General features: G+C 54.3%; 11 protein-coding genes and 2 pseudogenes. 1 reads left to right on the forward strand and 12 read right to left on the reverse strand.

The annotated features are described in order from the left end of the window. Positions 1 to 31: 31 nt before the first annotated feature. From comJ to AC4OVU_RS12515, 3 genes and pseudogenes are all read right to left on the reverse strand, one after another. On the reverse strand, positions 32 to 514 hold the full coding sequence (gene comJ, locus AC4OVU_RS12505; RefSeq protein ID WP_023303862.1) for a competence protein ComJ: 483 nt from the start codon (positions 512 to 514) through the stop codon (positions 32 to 34). A 292-nt stretch (positions 515 to 806) separates the two neighbouring features. Continuing rightward, complete coding sequence (locus tag AC4OVU_RS12510) at positions 807 to 1172, reverse strand: hypothetical protein (protein WP_032634362.1); 366 nt, start codon at positions 1170 to 1172, stop codon at positions 807 to 809. A 19-nt stretch (positions 1173 to 1191) separates the two neighbouring features. After that, positions 1192 to 2137: pseudogene (locus AC4OVU_RS12515) on the reverse strand (RHS repeat domain-containing protein); the annotation flags it as partial. Between AC4OVU_RS12515 and AC4OVU_RS12520 the strand changes: the two are divergent. Continuing rightward, positions 2133 to 2530 (forward strand): annotated as a pseudogene (locus AC4OVU_RS12520) (DUF933 domain-containing protein); the annotation flags it as partial. The pseudogenes AC4OVU_RS12515 and AC4OVU_RS12520 overlap by 5 nt on opposite strands. A gap of 517 nt (positions 2531 to 3047) precedes the next feature. Here the strand turns inward: AC4OVU_RS12520 and AC4OVU_RS12525 are convergent. The 9 genes from AC4OVU_RS12525 to tssH form a co-directional block, all read right to left on the reverse strand. After that, positions 3048 to 3566, reverse strand: a complete 519-nt coding sequence (locus AC4OVU_RS12525; protein WP_045340626.1) for a hypothetical protein — start codon at positions 3564 to 3566, stop codon at positions 3048 to 3050. A 648-nt stretch (positions 3567 to 4214) separates the two neighbouring features. After that, entirely contained in the window at positions 4215 to 4691 is a 477-nt protein-coding gene (locus AC4OVU_RS12530; protein WP_015570344.1) for a hypothetical protein, read from the reverse strand. Beyond that, a complete protein-coding gene (locus AC4OVU_RS12535) occupies positions 4688 to 9079 on the reverse strand; it encodes an RHS repeat-associated core domain-containing protein (RefSeq protein WP_110292850.1) in 4392 nt (1463 codons plus the stop codon). The genes AC4OVU_RS12530 and AC4OVU_RS12535 overlap by 4 nt, the downstream gene beginning before the upstream one ends. Positions 9080 to 9082: 3 nt before the next feature. Next, on the reverse strand, positions 9083 to 9523 hold the full coding sequence (locus AC4OVU_RS12540; RefSeq protein WP_491928693.1) for a DcrB-related protein: 441 nt from the start codon (positions 9521 to 9523) through the stop codon (positions 9083 to 9085). A gap of 75 nt (positions 9524 to 9598) precedes the next feature. After that, the gene (locus tag AC4OVU_RS12545) at positions 9599 to 11521 is read right to left on the reverse strand and encodes a type VI secretion system Vgr family protein (RefSeq protein ID WP_045338153.1); all 1923 of its coding nucleotides are present in this window, start codon (positions 11519 to 11521) and stop codon (positions 9599 to 9601) included. Positions 11522 to 11718: 197 nt separating this feature from the next. After that, positions 11719 to 12465 carry an ankyrin repeat domain-containing protein gene (locus AC4OVU_RS12550; protein WP_491928802.1) on the reverse strand — a complete coding sequence of 249 codons (747 nt, stop codon included), beginning with the start codon at positions 12463 to 12465 and terminating at the stop codon, positions 11719 to 11721. Between the two features lie 11 nt (positions 12466 to 12476). Beyond that, positions 12477 to 13943: a Tle-like phospholipase domain-containing protein gene (locus AC4OVU_RS12555; protein ID WP_033486834.1), complete on the reverse strand. Its 1467-nt coding sequence runs from the start codon at positions 13941 to 13943 to the stop codon at positions 12477 to 12479. Positions 13944 to 13968: 25 nt separating this feature from the next. Continuing rightward, complete coding sequence (locus tag AC4OVU_RS12560) at positions 13969 to 15402, reverse strand: serine/threonine protein kinase (RefSeq protein ID WP_033486833.1); 1434 nt, start codon at positions 15400 to 15402, stop codon at positions 13969 to 13971. A 24-nt stretch (positions 15403 to 15426) separates the two neighbouring features. After that, entirely contained in the window at positions 15427 to 18042 is a 2616-nt protein-coding gene (tssH, locus tag AC4OVU_RS12565) for a type VI secretion system ATPase TssH (RefSeq protein WP_032648551.1), read from the reverse strand. Positions 18043 to 18051 lie beyond the last annotated feature (9 nt).

Raw genomic sequence — 18051 nt, forward strand, 5'->3', positions numbered from 1 at the left:
TTTTTTCGTTCTTATTTAGTTATTATTAACGTTAAAAAACACCTTCTTTGAGTGGATTATCTTTTTTTCCGCCCCAAGGGTCGTCTAATAAAAACTTAGCTGTGACAGTGTCTTTTTCCGGCACAAGAGTGAAATTGTAATAAATTTCATCCCCTTCACAAATCTCATAATAGAGCGAATACGTTTTGTTGGTTACATTTATGTTTATGTCAAATTTCTCTGTCGCAGAAGCCACCTGAAGCTTATTTTTATCTGTAATAAAAAATGGCACTACAATGCAGCGTTGAGCATTTTCATCTAAATTAAAAGTATTTTCTATTTTAATATTTACGTTTGCTCCAAATGCGTCCTCAGGTAAAGGATCAAAAATAACATAATCTTTATGAATCACAGCGCCTTGAGATACATTACCTTTGCCCCACTGGCTCAGTTTTTCATCATAGTCTCGTGATCGTAGCAATATTTGACTATGTGTGATAAGTAGATCAACTGTTTGTATGTTTTTATTATTCATTATTTTACCTTGACTTTTATTCTTGTAACATCTGGCAATTCTGATAAAACATTACCAATATAATACTTGAAGCCGCACCAGAGTTACTGCCTTTCTACATAAGTTATCAGCTCCAGCGTACCGCTGGGCAAACCGTGGAATCAGAAGTTCTCCGTCGCTTCAAGGCTGACAATACGGGCCAGCAAAGTTTATTATCTGGATAGCTATGGCTAAGAATATGATGAGCCTCGTGTTTAGTGTTATGATTGTATTAATCCACAAAAACTTTACTTTAAAATGGCTTTATCAGATTCTAATAAGATGGCGCCATTCTTGTTATCACTTTTTTATCCAAGTCTAAAGAATAATGCCAATCATACCAACCATTTATTTTTTCCGAAAAGGAGCAGACAATCAAAACCTCTTTTTTATCGTTTAATGTCAAATAAGAAAAAGACGCACCTTCTGGAGGCGCAAATGTTGAAAGCAAAGTCCCATCAATATTTAAAACAGTTAATAACACGGGTAAGGGTAATGGTTTACTCAATACAAAAATTAATTTTCTCTTTTCATCTATCATTGCCAGATCTAAATCATCTATAACGATAGCTACTTGGTGTGTATTATATATCCAATGCAATTCATTCTTTTCTTTATCACAGGTAAAATTATTAATCATTTTAATCTCATTTTATAACTTAGGGCTTGAGCAACGACTCGTCAATAACTTCCAAATAATTCATGCGTTCTGCAGGTGGCACAGCCATTTCGACTTGTGAACCGCCGCCAGGCAGATATACATTCGCACCTTTATCAACTTGAGGTCCAACTGCACCAATTTTAACTGGTAATGGTTTCTTAACTTCATAAGTTATTACTCTATCAATATCCGGTTTCCATTCCATCTTCACAGCGAGCTCATTTCTAACATATGAAGCATTAGGAATATCGTCAAATGTAGCAAACCCTCCAGGTCTCGTCGCTGGCTGGCCTGGAGATACGGCCATTTTTACTCGAGTCCCTGGGACTAATGTTGCATCTAAAGGAGGCTCATTTAATGGCCAAGGCGATTGTTCATTCACTAATTTGTTATAAGCAGAAGCCGCTTCAGTTGATGATTTGAAACGACCTTTATGCTGCCGCTGAAAATCATTCCAAGTATTAGTTCGCCCACATCGTAAACCTAATGGATCCACCCAACCCAGCGCATTCGGCGCATACTGGTAAAGGTTTATCCCCCCGCCAGCCCTATCGGGTCCTGCTGCGTAAACCTTCCGCAGTCCGGGTCATAATACCGGAACAGATTGTAGTGCAGCCCTGTCTCACGATCCAGGTATTGCCCCTGCATACGCAGGTTCTGGGAATATCCTGATACCTGCGTCTCGCTTTCCCGCAGCAGTTTGCCCCAGGCGCTGTTCACCCCTTCCCAGCGCACCTGCCCTTCGCTATCCGTCATCCGCTCCGGCGTGCCGTTGGGCTGGCAGTGGAACCAGAAGATTTCCGGGGCATCAACGCCGTCAATACGTGCCAGCGGGTCTGGCCGTTATCCTTCTCCACGGTGCGGCCGTGGATGTCATAGCGCCAGCGAATGCCATTCAGCTGCGTCAGGCGGTTGTGCGTGACCTTCTCAGCAGACTCTTCAAGCGATAAAGGTTCTGTAGTGGTAGCGTTTTGGAACGCGGTTGAATCCGATATCGCTGAAATGAACGACGCCGATCGTGAAGATTTCATGGCCGAGCAGGGTCTGAACCGCGTGATCCGCGCGGGCCATGAGATGCTCAGCCTGCAAACCTACTTCACCGCGGGCGTAAAAGAAGTGCGTGGACCATCCCTGTGGGTGCGACTGCGCCTCAGGCGGCCGGTAAAATCCACACCGACTTCGAGAAAGGCTTTATTCGTGCACAGACTATCGCGTTTGAAGACTTCATAACCTACAAGGGTGAGCAAGGCGCGAAAGAAGCAGGCAAAATGCGTGCGGAAGGGAAAGATTACATCGTTAAAGATGGCGACGTGATGAACTTCTTGTTTGACCTTTGAGTTGTTTTTAATGGGAAAAAACCCCGCTTGGGCGTGGATTTTTTTACATGGTAAAGAGAATGATGTCGGCAGTCGCAAATTTTAACGTCTGAAAAGGGTGCTGGTGTAAACGCTCTGCTGGTCAGGCAAGTCTCTCACCTTTAGCAGGTATACCCCCTTTGCGTACGCCAGTTTCAGGCACTCTTGTCGCTGTAATTTTAATGTTAAATGTGAATTTAGTACGAAGGTCCTGATCTAGACAACGCGTTACGCTTCATATCCCAAGAATAAAACCAATTATGCCAGCCATTTAGTATTACTGTAAAATTACATACATCAACCACTTCCTTTGACTGGTTTAATGTTAAGTAATAGAAAATAGCACCTTCAGGAGATGCAGACCAAAATAGTTTTTCACCCTGAGCGTTGAAGATGGTCAAAACGGTTGGTAACGGCTTTGTCTCGCTTAACACAAACACAAATTGGCGTATTGAATCGACCATTGCATTGTCTAAAAATGGTTTGCCGAAAATATATTTTATCCTTTAGCGATCAAAACGCTTCTATGATCAGTTTCATTTTTTATCCAGAAAATTTCATCTTGAGGTAACGATCCATTACTGCAAAAATCAACAAGTTCACCTTGCCAACCATCAGGAACATATTCTTGATAATGCATAGTCTCAACATATTCCGAATATAATCTTTTATTATCAAAGTCTATAAATAAATCCGGCATAAGTTCATATATATCCCACCAAATTGTTTTTTGCGAAAGCCTTTTATAAAACTCCTCAGCAATGTCATCCTTATCGTATGAATAGCCATCTTTAATTAAATCATCAATGAATATCTGCGCGTTTTCTTCATTTACAACTGGTATGTCATATCTTTCCTTATGGGTATTCTGTAGGTTTATTTCCACCCCACTTTTCACAAAATCCTCTACCCATTTTACTCTGTCTAAGACCCACATTTCCTTGAACGCAACGAACCAATAAAATCTTCCTTCATACTTAACTATCACAAGGAGTTCGTCATCTTTATTGATATTCATATAGTAACCTATCTTACATTCCCGGAGCCTGGAATCGCTACTTCTTCAAGCCATTCTGCCCATATTGATGGTAATTCATACGACCTACCTGGCGTAGTCGGATCCACGCGTAATGTTTGATTTTTTTATAGAGTAACGAACTTATCCCTTTTGCGCAGATAGAACTCTAGATATTTTTTAGGTCTATCCTGAAACGCACGCTCTTTGCCGTAGTTATAAGCATCGTTAAAATATTTATACGCTTCCTCGAATTGATTGTACTCCTAAAAGACCATGCCGTGATCGATTAAGGATGCCGTTACTATACCCGATCCACTGGTCCGCATTGTCGTCTTCCCCCATTTCTTTGCCTCAGCATAGTAGTAGAACAAAATAAACACTATACATGCAGGCAGAAAACCGGTTGGGCTCCCATTCGAACTTTCGCTCAGGGAGAACTTGCCAGTTTTTTTGGTATTGCTCTAAAGTCACGGCATATTTTTTATCATCGTGAAACTTCAACAAAGGAGATAATTTCAGATTCAATTTTAGGGTTTGCAAGGCCTTTCATGGAACAATGTTTCTTGATTGGGAATTCTGGCATTGTTCATACGCAAGCCTTGTTGGAGTCTGCTGCGCTACCCTATAATTCTCCATTTATACTAAATTTTAATCTTTCCATTCTATGTATATACCGCAATCAAAGGATCTTTCATTTGATTGCACTGTTAGCTCACCCCATTCAAAGTTCCATGTAACTCCATAAGGGGGGGTACTTATCTTTACCATTTTCTCTTTGGAAAGTTTATTTTGAATCCAGTCTGTCAGTCTTCTTTCTTCATCTTTAAGGTTTTTTAACGATGCTCTAAGTTCCCAATCTTTAAGTGTTTGATAGAAATCCCCATCTTTACTTGTAAGAAAAAGAGATGAATTAAATGAAAAAACAGCTGGTCTAAACTCCACAATAAAGTTCTGCCCTTCCCATTCAATATCATCTTTCGCAAAATAAAATTTACCTATCCTAGTGAATTCAGAATGGGCTTTGTAAAATTCAGAAGAAGTAAAATTTTCAAAAGAACTAAGTTCAATCGAGTAGCCATCAATTTTAATGCTTCCATCTTTAAAATTTAATGTCATTTTTTTCATATATCTATCACCTTGCCAGGAATTAATTTACTACGTGCTTCTTCAGGTATATAGAATTGCATCCCTCCACCTTTTCCGTATTGCGGATTCGCATTAGCACGACCACTAGCAACAAATATATCCTCAGAAACATAATATGCCCTAACCTTTGTTCGCAATGGGAAATCTGGATTAAGTTTCACCTGTAACGCTTCATGATATCCTAATGAATCACCTTTATATTGCCTAACTGTAGGATGAGTTACGGTATATGAAGGTAACTGATCACCATTTGGATGTAATGCATAAAGGACTGTTCCTTTTTTAAGCGTTCTGTTCGAGTAACTATCGATTCCTTTATAGTCTTTATTATGAGGGCCTTGCCATTGAGTCGCTTCTTTAGAAGGATCCTTACATTTTCGGCTCAACCCCCACGGATCCACCCACCCCAGCGCATTCGGCGCATACTGGTAAAGGTTAATCCCTCCCGCCAGCCCTATCGGGTCCTGCTGCGTAAACCTTCCGCAGTCCGGGTCATAATACCGGAACAGATTGTAGTGCAGCCCTGTCTCACGGTCCAGGTATTGCCCCTGCATGCGCAGGTTCTGGGAATATCCTGATACCTTCGTCTCGCTTTCCCGTAGCAGCTTGCCCCAGGCGCTGTTCACCCCTTCCCAGCGCACCTGCCCTTCGCTATCCGTCATCCGCTCCGGCGTGCCGTTGGGCTGGCAGTGGAACCAGAAGATTTCCGGGGCATCAACGCCGTCAATACGCGCCAGCGGATCGTAGCTGTCCTGATCGCTGTAGACGTAGGTCAGCGGCACATCCCCGTGCACTTCCTGCAACAGCCGGAACCCTTCCCAGACAAACCGGGTGGTGACTGGCTTACCGGTTGGCTGCCCAAACAGCATCTGGCGTCGCGTTTTGCTGATGCGTCGCCCGAGCGGATCGTAGCGGAAGCTGACCTGCGTCTGCGGCCTGTTGCGGTCCCGCGGCTGGCTGATGACCTCCGTCAGGCGGTGCTCGCCGTCATAGCGGTAGTGCCAGCGGGTCTGGCCGTTGTCCTTCTCCACGGTACGACCGTGGATGTCATAGCGCCAGCGAATGCCGTTGAGGTGCGTCAGACGGTTGTGCGTGACCTTCTCAGCCGAGCCTTCGAGCGGGTTACCGGCAGCATCCCAGCGCCACTGCTCCTGGCCAGGCAGCGTGCCGTCCTGAACCAGCAGGCGCCCGGCGCTGTCGTACTGCCAGCGGTACCAGCTGAACGGGTTATCGTCCCGCTCTTCGCGGACCAGATTATTGCGATAGTCGTAATCCCAGCGGCGGGACCATCGGCGCGGCGACGGGCGCTGGGCATTGCCGGTAAAGACGTCCCGGCGATGCAGTCGTCCAAGACGATCGTATTCACTGCGGGTGGTCAGCAGCCCCTGGGTGCGGCTGGTTTCACGGTGGAGTTCGTCGCGGGTAAAGTCGGAGACCGAGAGCTTATCAAGCGCGATGCTGAGCAGATGCCCGCTGCCGTAGTAGAACTGTTTCAGCTCCCGGCCATCGGGCAGCGTGACGGAGGTGCGGTTACCCAGCGCGTCATACTCCCACGCCAGCTCCCCGTGTTCGCCCGTTTCGCGCGTGACGCGCCCGAGCGCGTCATACTCAAACACAAGCTCCTGCTCGGCCTCGGCGCTCCAGGCATCGGCTGAAAGCGCGGGATGCAGCCCAATCCGACTCAGAAAGCCGGACGGGGTGTAGTGGTAGCGGGTCTGCCCTTCCGGCGTGGTGCGGGCGACCAGCTGGCCGCTCGCGCTCCAGGCGAAGGCATGGGTAATGGCCTCCGGATGTCCGGCGGCAAAGGTGCGCGCTATCGTACGCCCGCAGGCATCGTAGCGATACTGCGAGGCCACGCCATCCAGCCCCACCTCTTCCAGCAGCAGCGAGTCTGCTCCCCAGCGGAACTGATACGCTTCGCCGTTTTCGTTTTCCAGGGCAATCAGACGCCCGCGGCTGTCCCAGCGGCGACGCACCTCTTCACCCTGCGTATTACGGGTGGCGGTTAAGCGCCCTGCCTCGTCGTATCTGAACTCGCTCTCTTTCCCGTCGGCGCCCGCATGCTTCACCGGCAGACCACGTTCGTTCCATTTGAGCGACTCGGTCCAGCCTTCTGGTCGGTCGAGCTGCACCGGACGCCCCGCGGCGTCGTAGCGGTAACGCGTCTCTTCGCCGTCGGCGCTTATCTCAGCCACCAGCCAGCCCAGCGGATGATAACGGTATTGTGTCACACGGCCCGAACAGTCCGTCGCACGCACCCTCTGCCCGGCCTCGTTGTACTCCTGGTAACGGCTGTTCCCGGCGGCATCGACTTCTTCCACAACCTGACCAAACTCGTCCCGACGCAGCAGCGAGGTCTGCCCCATCGGATCCACCACGCGTTTCAGCCCGTGATGTTCGTCATACAGGAACCGGGTGGCGCTACCGTCGGCTTCGATGATGGACGCCGGAAGCGCACGGTGCTCCAGCCAGGTGGTGGTGCGGGTATTGCCGTCGGCGTCGATCTCCTGCACCCGGTTGCCCATCTCGTCATAGACGAAGGTAACGGCATTACCCAGCGGATCGATGCGACGCGTGAGGAGTTCGTTGTCATCCCACTCGTAGCGCCAGTTCTCACCGCGCTCGTCAACGTAGCGAACAATCAGGTTTTGCGCGTTCCAGTAGTGCTTTCGCGTCTGACCGTCGTAGTGATCGACGGTCGTCAGCCCGGCGGCTAAATCGTAGCTAAAGCGACAGCCGTCGCCGGTGCTGGTGCGGTTTTCCACCACGCGCCAGTGGTCGAATTTTTGCCAGCGGTATTCGCTCTCCAGCCCGCCCGGCAGACGGTGCCAGACCATCAGGCCATCATCGTTATAACGGTATTCACGGGTAACCACGCCGGAGGCATCCGTTGCGCTGGCCAGCTGGCCGCGCGCGTCATACCTCCACTGCATCAGCGGCCATGTCTGGTTGCCGTCAAAATGGCTCGCCGAGGTAACGCGCTGCGGGAAACGTTCATCGTCATAGCGCAGGGTGACATCGATCGCTCGCGGCTCATCGTGCAGACCGACCAGCCGCCCGTGCTCATCCCATTCAGTCAGCAGCGCGTTGCCGTATTCGTCGCTGAGGGAGACCAGGCGCAGGATGGAGGGGTTAGCGCGGGTCGGTTTATACAGACGCCACACCGCGCCGTCATCGTCGGCTATCGCCACGTCGCCGCTCTCATTGCGGCGGATGATAATGCCTTCGCTGATGCTGTAAAACGCGCGGTCGACCGGCGGCAGCTCGAAGCTCAGCTCGCGCCCGGTTTCATCGAACCAGGTGGCGTTGTTTTCTTCCAGCGTCAGATAGCTGTCAAAGGTGGTAGCCCAGCCCAGACCAAACAGCCCTTCGCGGGTGGTCAGGCTGTTGTAGCTGCGCTGCCAGCGCAGTGGAAAGCGCCCCGGCAGCGAGAAATCGAGTTCGTCGTCGTCATTCAGCACCTTCACGCCGGTAGCGGCATGAACCGGGTGCGAGGAGCCGAACACGGCGTTGACGGCCATATCAGCCAGCATCCCGCCACCGGCAGCAGCCAGCGCGCAGGGCATGTTTTTCAGGATCTTGCCCGGACGCCCGCGCAGCAGGGAGAGCGCAATCATCCCCAGCGCCAGTCCCGGCGTTTTGCCGCTTTTGATGTCGCGGACCGTGAGCGTGTCGCCGCCGATGATCACGTTCGGGGATACGTCGTCGGAAACGGTGCCCTCGCAGGTGGTGCGATCTTTTGCGCGCACCGCAGGCTGTCCGTTGATGAAGACGCTTTTCGAGCCTTCCGCCAGATACTGCGGCCCGGAGTGCTTATCACACGCCACCTTGTCTTCTTCCAGTGGCGAGGTCCCTGCGGCGGCAGAGGCGACGCTCGGCTGCCACATCTCGCTGCCGAACTGTCCGGCGGCGGAGAGCAGCATACCCGCGTAGTCGGCAAAGCTGCCCGGCGACTGCGGCTCAGGGGACGGGGTATCGGCAGGGGTTAACGTCCCGGCGGCGCGCGCAGCGGGAAGTTTATTTGTCAGAACATTGCTCGAACCGGTGGTGATTTTGCCCGCGGGCGACGGCGGGAAAAGCGCGTTACCCAGCCCTTCAGCGGCGTTGCTGATATCGTCGGTGATCCCGGCGACGTTCGCCAGAACCCCACCAATAATGCCGCTCAACAGACAGCTGGAGCCAATTGCCGCCACGCCTGCTGCTGCTGCCCCGGCTCCCAGCAGTGGGGCCGCAACGGTCGCTGCCGCGCCCACCGCCGCGCCAATCACCGCATAGGCAGCGCCTTCCGCCACAATGCTGGTAATATCAGCAAAAATGCTGGAGTGAATAATCTCGTCGCCCTTACGGGCCGCGTTGTTATCGCTCATGCCTTACACATTCCGGTTGTCGTTTAGCGTCAGACTCTGCTTCAGTGCGCTCCAGTGCGCCTCGTCCTCTTCCGTAAAGGCTTTTAAGGCCGAGAGGGTAAAAATCATCAGTACCGGTTTGCCTGGCGTCTGCACGGCCAGCTGTTTTTGCCACAGGCGCTGGCCGTTACGGTCAAAGGTGGTCTCAACTTCTACCCCATCAATGTTGCCGGCAGACCCGGCTTTTACGTGCTGAAATTCGCTCTGGGCGATCTCACCCATCTGAGGACGCAGCACGTCCCATTGGCGGTGAAACTCTTGTTCGTAGTCGCTGCCATCCGGGATAACGCCGCGGCTGACCACCACGGACAGCCCGCTTTCGTCATCGCGAATGATGTTCATGCTGTTGTCCTGCCAGGCGGCAGGAAAAAGGGTAAAGGAACCTTCCTGGAGGGTGTATTTCATCGGTGAACTCGCGTCTAAAATTGCTAAAGGGTTTTACGTGCCGCCACGGACAACCCGGCGGCAGACAGAAAGCGGTTACTCTTCCGGGGGCGTAAATTTCTCCTGCACCGCCGCATCAATATCCCCTTTATGCCCTGACCCCGGCGCCGTTGTGCCCGGTTGGGTGCCCGACGTATTCAGGTGCAGCTTGCCGCCCGTGGTGATATAGCCGTCCCCTTCAACGAAGAAGTTGAACTCTTTGCCGATCAGGTTAATTTTGCCGTTAGCGTTAAGCTCAATAGCACTCTCGCCCGAGACCAGCCGCAGCTTCGTCCCGGAAGCAATAACATACTGCTCTACCGCCGCATCCAGCTTGCCTTTACCCGTCAGGATCTCGGTTCCGCCTTTCACGGCCTGGATCTGATTAGCCTCCACGCGATGCAGCTCATTTTTCTTCACGTAATGGCTGCGTGCGCCGCCAACGCTGTGCGTTTCATCATTCTTGACGCTGGTGTCCAGATTACGCTCGGCCTGGATCCACACCTGCTCTGCGCCCGCCTTGTCCTCAAAGCGCAGGGCGTTGGCGTTGTCCACTGAACCGTCTTTCGTGCGGCTCATAAAGCCCATCTGCGTCGCGGCAGCCGGCAGCGCCCACGGCGGCATGCTTGCTTCGTTATAGACACGACCAGTGATAATCGGACGGTCCGGGTCGCCGTTGATAAAGTCCACCACCACCTCATCACCGACGCGCGGGATCTGCACCCCGCCGTAGCCCTGGCCCGCCCAGGCGCTCGACACGCGCACCCAGCAGGAGCTGGTGTCATCGCCCTTCGCCAGACGGTCCCAGTGGAACTTCACCTTCACGCGGCCATATTTGTCCGTCCAGATACTCTCCCCCTGCGGTCCCACGACTTTCGCCGTCTGCGGGCCGTAGGTGCGCGGCCACGCCGTGCTCTGCGCCGGACGGTAGGACACCGACGCCGGGATAACGGTGAAATCGGTGCGGTGAATGGTTTCCCCCTCACCGCTCGCGTAGCGGTTCTCCTCGAAGTGGTAACCCGCCGCCGTCACCAGATACTCGCCGTTGTCACTGAAGAACGGCGCGTTGGTCAGGGTAAAGATGTGGCCCGGCGCAATGCCCGCCGCCGTGGCCGTCGCCTGAATCTGCTGATGCTCCACCTGCCAGCGCTCCTGACGGATTCGGGCGTAGAACTCCGCATGGCCTGTCTCCACAAAGCGGCCCGGCCAGTCGTACACGTCGATGCTGCCCGGTTTCGGGGACGCCGGGTTCTGCTGCGCCTGGAACAGCCACGCGTTCGGCTTGCGGAAGTCATAGTCGTCGAGGCTGTAAATTCCCGGCGTGACGCTGTCCTCCAGCGCCCACTGGCTGATGCCCTCTTCATCCGTACTGCCGCCGGACGGCGTCTGATGGTAAGGAATGACCTCATAGCCGCTGAACGGCTGGTGCTGTGTCGCGGCGTCGGTCAGTACCAGGGTATGCTTGTCGGCCTCGTGGCTGAAGTAGTACGCAATCCCCTCCAGCTCCATCAGGCGGCTGATGAAGTCCAGGCTCGATTCCTGATACTGCACGCAGTAGTCCCACACCCGGTAGCTGCCGGTAAGTTTGTCTTCGAGGTTAACCTGATGCTCACCCAGCAGAGTTTTGACAATCTGCGGTACCGTCTGGCCCTGGAAGATACGCAGGTTACGGTCGCGCTTCATCGGCCACAGGTCCGGCTCCACCGTCAGCTGGTACACCGCGTAGCGGGTGCCCGTCAGCTCCACGGCGCTCACCGCCACGCGCGTCACCTTGCCGTTGATATAGCGGGGGGTGAGCAGGTTCTGCGTGGGGATGGTCACCGTGACCGGCTGGCCCAGCAGCTTGCTGCGGTCAATGCGCGCGTCCGTACCAAGCAGGGTCAGCGTCAGCGCGAACGACTCGGACATCGCCTCGCGGCCGGAGAGTTTCCAGAAAAGCAGCCCCTCAACCGGGAGCTGGACGGTAATTCGGTTGAGCATAATCTTTATTCCGTAATGGTTTATGCTGGGAACGTTTATGAACGTAAAGCTAATTTCGACGAGGTGGTTTTGGATTGATGCAATGCTGGGTTGATTTGTCTGGAGGTACGAACTTTCGTTTTTATAAATCCAAAGAGTGCAGGCTAATGGAAACTCCGGAAAAAACCTTATCTCTGGCTTTCATGAAAGTTGAGCAATCACTTAACCGGCGCAGGTGGCCACACGCCCCCTTTCTGAATAAGTTTCTCTTTTATTTCGTTTAACTTCTCGTATTGCTCACTGCCTCGATCAAGTCCACTCAGCGCGTCCGCAAGCGCATTGTTCATTGACCAGCCATTTTTAGCCTTAACTGACGGGTCCGCTCCACGATCGAGCAGTAACAAGACATGATCGTAAGCCTGGTTATCCAGCGCATCAAACACCAGCGTTTTACCCAGTGAATTGGTTGCATTGACGTCAGCTCCGCTATCGAGCATGGCTTCCAGCGTCTCTGTATTTTTCGCTTTTAGCGACTGGAAGATGATGGGTTCGTGGAAGACCTTATCTTTCACATTGGGCGAAAGGCCACCGTCCAGCATAGCGTTGATCCAGTCTGCGCTGTCCCCCTTCAGGGCAAATTCGGCAGGGCTGCTTTTTCCCTGCGGTCGAGGCTGGAGCGGATCTGCGCCGGCCTTAACAAGCAACGTAATCACCTTTAAATGGGGCGATGTTTTTTTATCATTAATCGCGTTGCCGATGGCCCAAAAAAGCAGGGTCATATCCTGCTTTCCCGGTTTATTAAGATCGCTGTCTGGTGCAAGCGTCTTCACCGCGTCGACATCACCTTCTTCAATCGCTTTCGCCAGTTCAAGCTGCTGACCGCTGAAGTAGTCCTGTGGATTAAGGTCCATATCCTGCTTACACCCCTGAATCATGAATAAAAAACATAACGCGACAAAAGCCATCAACCGTTTTTTCACAATCGACTCCCGATTATCGAAATATCCTCGTCCTTCTGTTGCTCTATGCAATCAATCGCCTGATTAATCCCGTGGCGGTCCAGCGCGCTTCCGGTTCCACCGGGAAGATCGTGGGGTATTCCGGCAGCATTAGGGCTCAGCGCAGAGATTTCCTCTTTGAGGATCCACGAAGGGACATGCCCTTTCATCGTTTTCAGATCCTCCCAGGGGTTAACTTCCTGAATCTTCGTCAGCAGCTCACCTTCAACCCGATAAGCCTGGATATTATCCGTACTGCCTAATATCTTGCCGCCGTATTTTTCTACGGTTCCGGCATTCAGGCCGGCGGCGTTGAACGTCCACCCCGCTTTTCCGCTGCCCATAGAGGTTGCAGAGGCGAGGCCACCGCCAAGGGAATGACCGGCAATATCAATATTCTGGCCTGACCTTGCCAGCTCCTTACCGATACTCACGGCCTTTTTATAATAATCTGAAGCCATACCCATGCCCTGTGAGAAGTTATTCGACCAGTCAGCCCCGTTTACCACCGGCGCCAGCTCCCCTTTGGTCAGTAAAGAGGAGACATTATCAGACAGAGAGGCGAAACCAGGCTCGCGCGATCCCCTGAATACCAGCGTGGGGTTCATATCTGTACCAAACACTTCCGGCTTCGGTTGATAGACGCGCGCCAGAAAATTGGGGGACGTATCATCGTCAAAGAGCATTGATTTGTTCAGCCCGAACTTTCCTAACAGCGCATCGTCATTACTGATATCCGTCCACCCCTCCGGCACGCCCGGTGTGGTTTCCAGCGGGTTCACAGTCTTATAAATATTTTCCGCAAGCTTCGCTTTTTCCACCGCGATATTATTCGCCGCCAGACGCTTCGCGGCGATCTGGGCATCCGGATAAAGGCTATTGCTCCCCTTCGCAATCAGATCTTTACGCGCCTGCCAGCGCTCTGCTTTGGTCATCTTCTGAAGCTGCCCGGCATAGGTTTTACCGTCCTTGCCCGGAGTAGGTTCATCCGGCATCTGTGCCGTTTTAGATTTCACCACCTGTTTTGGCAGTACCGTTGGCGCAGGGCGAGATCCGTACGTTCTCACCATGGTTTCGTAGCGGTCGACAATCGTACTCACCGGATACCAGCCCAGGCCGACCAGCGAGGCAGCCTGGAGTTGCCCTTTGGCATTGATGTAAAAAATTTCCGTTACTGATGACCAGTCACGAAAACTTTCGTCAATGGCAACCACTCTGCCCATCTCTAAATCCTGCGCGATCAGCGTGCGGGTATCGCGCCCGGACTGATAAGGATTCGCACCGGTGATCGTGCGCAGCAGATCGTAGCGCGTGAAGAGCGAGCGCAGCGAATGGTCGGGAACCGACATAATCCACTGTCCGGCAACGGACGGACGGATTATTTTCGCAAACAACGCTGGCGAGACGTTCTCGTGGAACAGATAGACAAACTTGATGTTATACATTCGCTCCGTCCTGTTACCCGCAGGCTTACGGATTCACCAGCCAGGTGCCTGGCTTCGCAATATCCAGCGTCTGGGTACGCGTTCTTCCATTGCCTTCCAGTTCAATGCGGGTCTCGCCCGCAGGCAATTTCAGCGACGCGTAACCGTTATTGCCCGGACGCAGCGCTTTAGACTCGCCATTCACCTTCAGCGTCTCGCCATCAAGCATGCGGATGTAGACCAGCGCGACCGGGCTGGCGTCGACAGGCGGCGCACTCTGCTGCGCCGTAGCAGGTGGCGCAACCGGCTCGCTCACGTCTGCCGTTGCCGGTCTGGTTTCCGCCTGGGCGGAGGTCTCAGCCGGAGGGTTCACGGCAGGCGTTTGCGCTGTCTGCGCTGGCGTTTCCTGACTGTCGCCGCCGAACAGCATCGCACCGGCAACCACCCCAACCAGCACGCCCGCGGCCACCAGCCCCGGAAGCTTGTAACGTCGCCAGTCCAGCGCGGAAGCAGATGTCTCCTCTTCCACCGGCACCAGCATCGTGCCGGTCTTCTTCGCGGTCAGCACCTCGTCGATACCGGCGACGGGCATCTCGATCAGGGCCGCGAACTCCTCAATGGATTGCGGACGGTCTTCCATATGCAGCGCCAGCGCCTTGTCGATGGCCTGTAGCAACGGGATGGAATACCCCTGCGGCATCAGCTCCACCAGCGGTTTGCAGGTGTCCTGAATCGAGCGCACCACGCTGACCGGTGGCGGAGAGCCCACGATGAGGGTGCGCAATACGGCGCCGAGCGCGTAGATATCCGTCCACGGCCCCTGCTCGCTTTCATTGTCGTCGGTATACTGCTCGATAGGCGCGAAGCCCGGACGCAGCATGGTTTCCGTCTCATCCGAGAGATTACCGATGGTGCGGCGCGCCGATCCGAAATCGAGCAGCACCGGCAGGCCGTTATCCTGAATCTGAATGTTATCCAGCGAGATGTCGCGGTGTAGATAACCCTCGTCGTGGATCGTTTTGATGGCGCCGAAGAGCATTGGCAGCATGCGGCGGATCCACGCCTCGTTAATCAGCTCCGGTTTCTCTTCGCGCAGACGCGACAGCGTGGTACCGCTGTAAAACAGCGTCCCCATATAGGCCGTGTCGTTTTGCACCCAGAAACGCAGTACGTGCAGCAGGTTCGGGTGGTTAAAGCGCGCCAGCAGGCGGGCTTCCTGGATGAAGCTGTTCAAACCGGCAGAAAACGCTTTGCCGAAGCGCTCGCTGCGCAGCACCAGCGTCATATCCTCGCCGCGCACGGCGAGGGAGGAAGGCATAAATTCTTTGATAGCGATAGTGCGTTCGAGCTGGTGATCCCAGGCGCGATAGACGATGCCGAATCCGCCGCCGCCAATCACCTCTTTTATCTCAAACTCATTGAAACGGTACCCGACCGGGAGCGCGTTTGGGACAGTCCGATTGTTATCATTATCCGTCATCTTTTACAGTTCTCTTGATGATTATTACGCGGCAAACTGACAGTGGAACTCGCCCTGCTCGCAGGTGACATGCAGACGTCGGTACTGCTCGTCGCTGCGGCTGGCGGTAAGTAAAATCTGGCTCATCTGAGGCAGCAACGTATTGGTCAGAATCGCATCCACCATACGCCCGCCCGACTCAACCTCGGTACAGCGCTGAACAATCTGTTCGACCACGCTGTCGTCAAATTCAGAAATAATGTTGTGATTCTCTTCCAGACGACGCTGAATGCGCCTGAGCTGAAGACGCACAATCTGCCCCAGCATCTCGTCGCTCAGCGGGTAATACGGCACCACCAGCAGGCGGCCCAGCAGCGCTGGCGGGAACACCTCCAGCAGCGGCTGGCGCAGGGCGCCGCTTAACGCGTCAGGCTCCGGCATCAGTTCCGGGTCGGCGCACATGGCTGCGATCAGGTCGGTGCCGACGTTAGAGGTCAGAATAATAATGGTGTTACGGAAATCAATGTGGCGCCCTTCGCCGTCCTCCATCCAGCCCTTGTCGAAGACCTGGAAGAAGATCTCGTGCACGTCCGGGTGCGCTTTTTCAATTTCGTCCAGCAGCACCACGCTGTAGGGACGGCGGCGCACGGCCTCGGTTAAGACGCCGCCTTCACCATAGCCCACATAGCCCGGAGGCGCACCTTTTAACGTCGAAACGGTGTGCGCTTCCTGGAATTCACTCATGTTGATGGTAATAACGTTCTGCTCGCCGCCGTAAAGCGACTCCGCCAGCGCCAGCGCGGTTTCGGTTTTACCCACGCCGGATGGCCCGCAGAGCATGAATACGCCGACCGGTTTGTTCGGATCGTCAAGCTTCGCCCGCGAGGTTTTTACCCGACGGGCAATCAGATCCAGACCGTGACGCTGACCAATAACCCGCTGGTTCAGCGTGTCGGCCAGATTCAGCACCGCGTCGATCTCATTTTTCACCATCCGGCCCAGCGGGATCCCGGTCCAGTCTGAGACCACCGCAGCCACCACGTTCTCATCCACCGCGGCAAACAGCAGCGGTTCGTCACCCTGTAAGGTCTTCAGCGCCTGCTGCTGTTCTGCCAGCTGGCCGCGCAGTTCAGCCGTATCCTCATCACCCGCCGCAAACAGCGCGGCACGCAGACGGATAATCTCCTGCACCCGCGTGCGCTCTTCTTCCCAGCGACGGGCCAGAGCTTCGCGCTGGGTTTCGAACGCGTCACGTTCGGCGGTTAAGGCCGCCACACGCGCCGGATCGCCCGCCCCCACGCGCGCTTCGCGTTCAGCAATCTCCAGCTCCACGTCCAGGGCCGCCAGGTGACGCAGACAGTCTTCCAGCTGGGCAGGCGGCGCACTCTGGCTGACGGCCACGCGCGCGCAGGCGGTGTCCAGCAGCGCCACCGCTTTATCCGGCAGCTGACGCGCAGGAATATAGCGATGCGACAGTTTCACCGCCGCGCTGACCGCTTCGTCGAGAAGTAAAACCTGATGATGAGTTTCCAGCGGCGACACGGTGCTGCGCAGCATCAGCACGGCTTTGGCTTCGTCCGGCTCGTGAACCTGTACGGTCTGGAAACGGCGGGTCAGCGCCGGATCTTTCTCAATGTATTTTTTGTATTCCGCCCAGGTGGTCGCGCCAATGGTGCGCAGTTGCCCGCGCGCCAGGGCAGGTTTGAGCAGGTTAGCGGCATCGCCGGTGCCCTGCTGACCACCAGCGCCAATCAGGGTGTGGATCTCATCGATAAACAGAATAATTGGCGTGGCGCTGGACTGCACCTCGTTAATCAGCGCCTGGAGGCGCGCCTCAAATTCCCCTTTCATGCCCGCGCCGGCCTGAAGCATGCCGATATCCAGCAGCCACAGCTGAACGTTTTGCAGCGGCTCCGGCACGTCGCCGTCAGCGATACGCAGCGCAAGCCCTTCCACCACCGCCGTTTTCCCGACGCCGGCTTCCCCGGTCAGCAGGGGGTTGTTCTGGCGACGACGCATCAGAATATCGACCATCTGGCGGATCTCTTCATCGCGCCCCACAACCGGGTCGATTTTCCCTTCCCGGGCGCGCGCCGTCAGATCCTGACCATACTGCGCCAGCGTGCCCTGCGCAGCCGGTACTGCCCCGGCAGGCGCGTCCGCAGCGGCGGCGGCCTGCTGGCTCTCTTTGCTGCTGGCGCAAATGGCGTCGAACTGCTCGATCAGCACCTCGACGTTAAGACGGGTGAACTGCGCCGAAATGCTTTTCAGCACATTAGCCAGATTCCACGTTTTCAGTATGCCGATCAGCAAATGGCCGCCGCGGATGCGGCTGACGCCAAACTTCAGCGAGCCGTAGACCCAGGCGCGCTCGACGGCGCTGTCGATATGCTCGGAAAGATCAGACACGGAACTCGCGCCACGCGGCAGGGCATCCAGCGCCGCCACGATATCGCGTGTCAGCTGCTGTTCATCAAGGGCGAAGTGACGGATGACCTGTTGCAGATCGCCATCCTGCTGCTGCATCAGCTGATGCAGCCAGTGCACCAGCTCAACGTACGGGTTGCCGCGCAGCTTACAGAAGGCAGTCGCGCTTTCCAGAGAGGTAAATAACAGCGTATCCAGTTTGCCGAAAAGCACGGCACGGCTAATTTCTGACATGTTAGTTTC

The organism is Enterobacter sp. 6722112 (genome assembly GCF_058661685.1).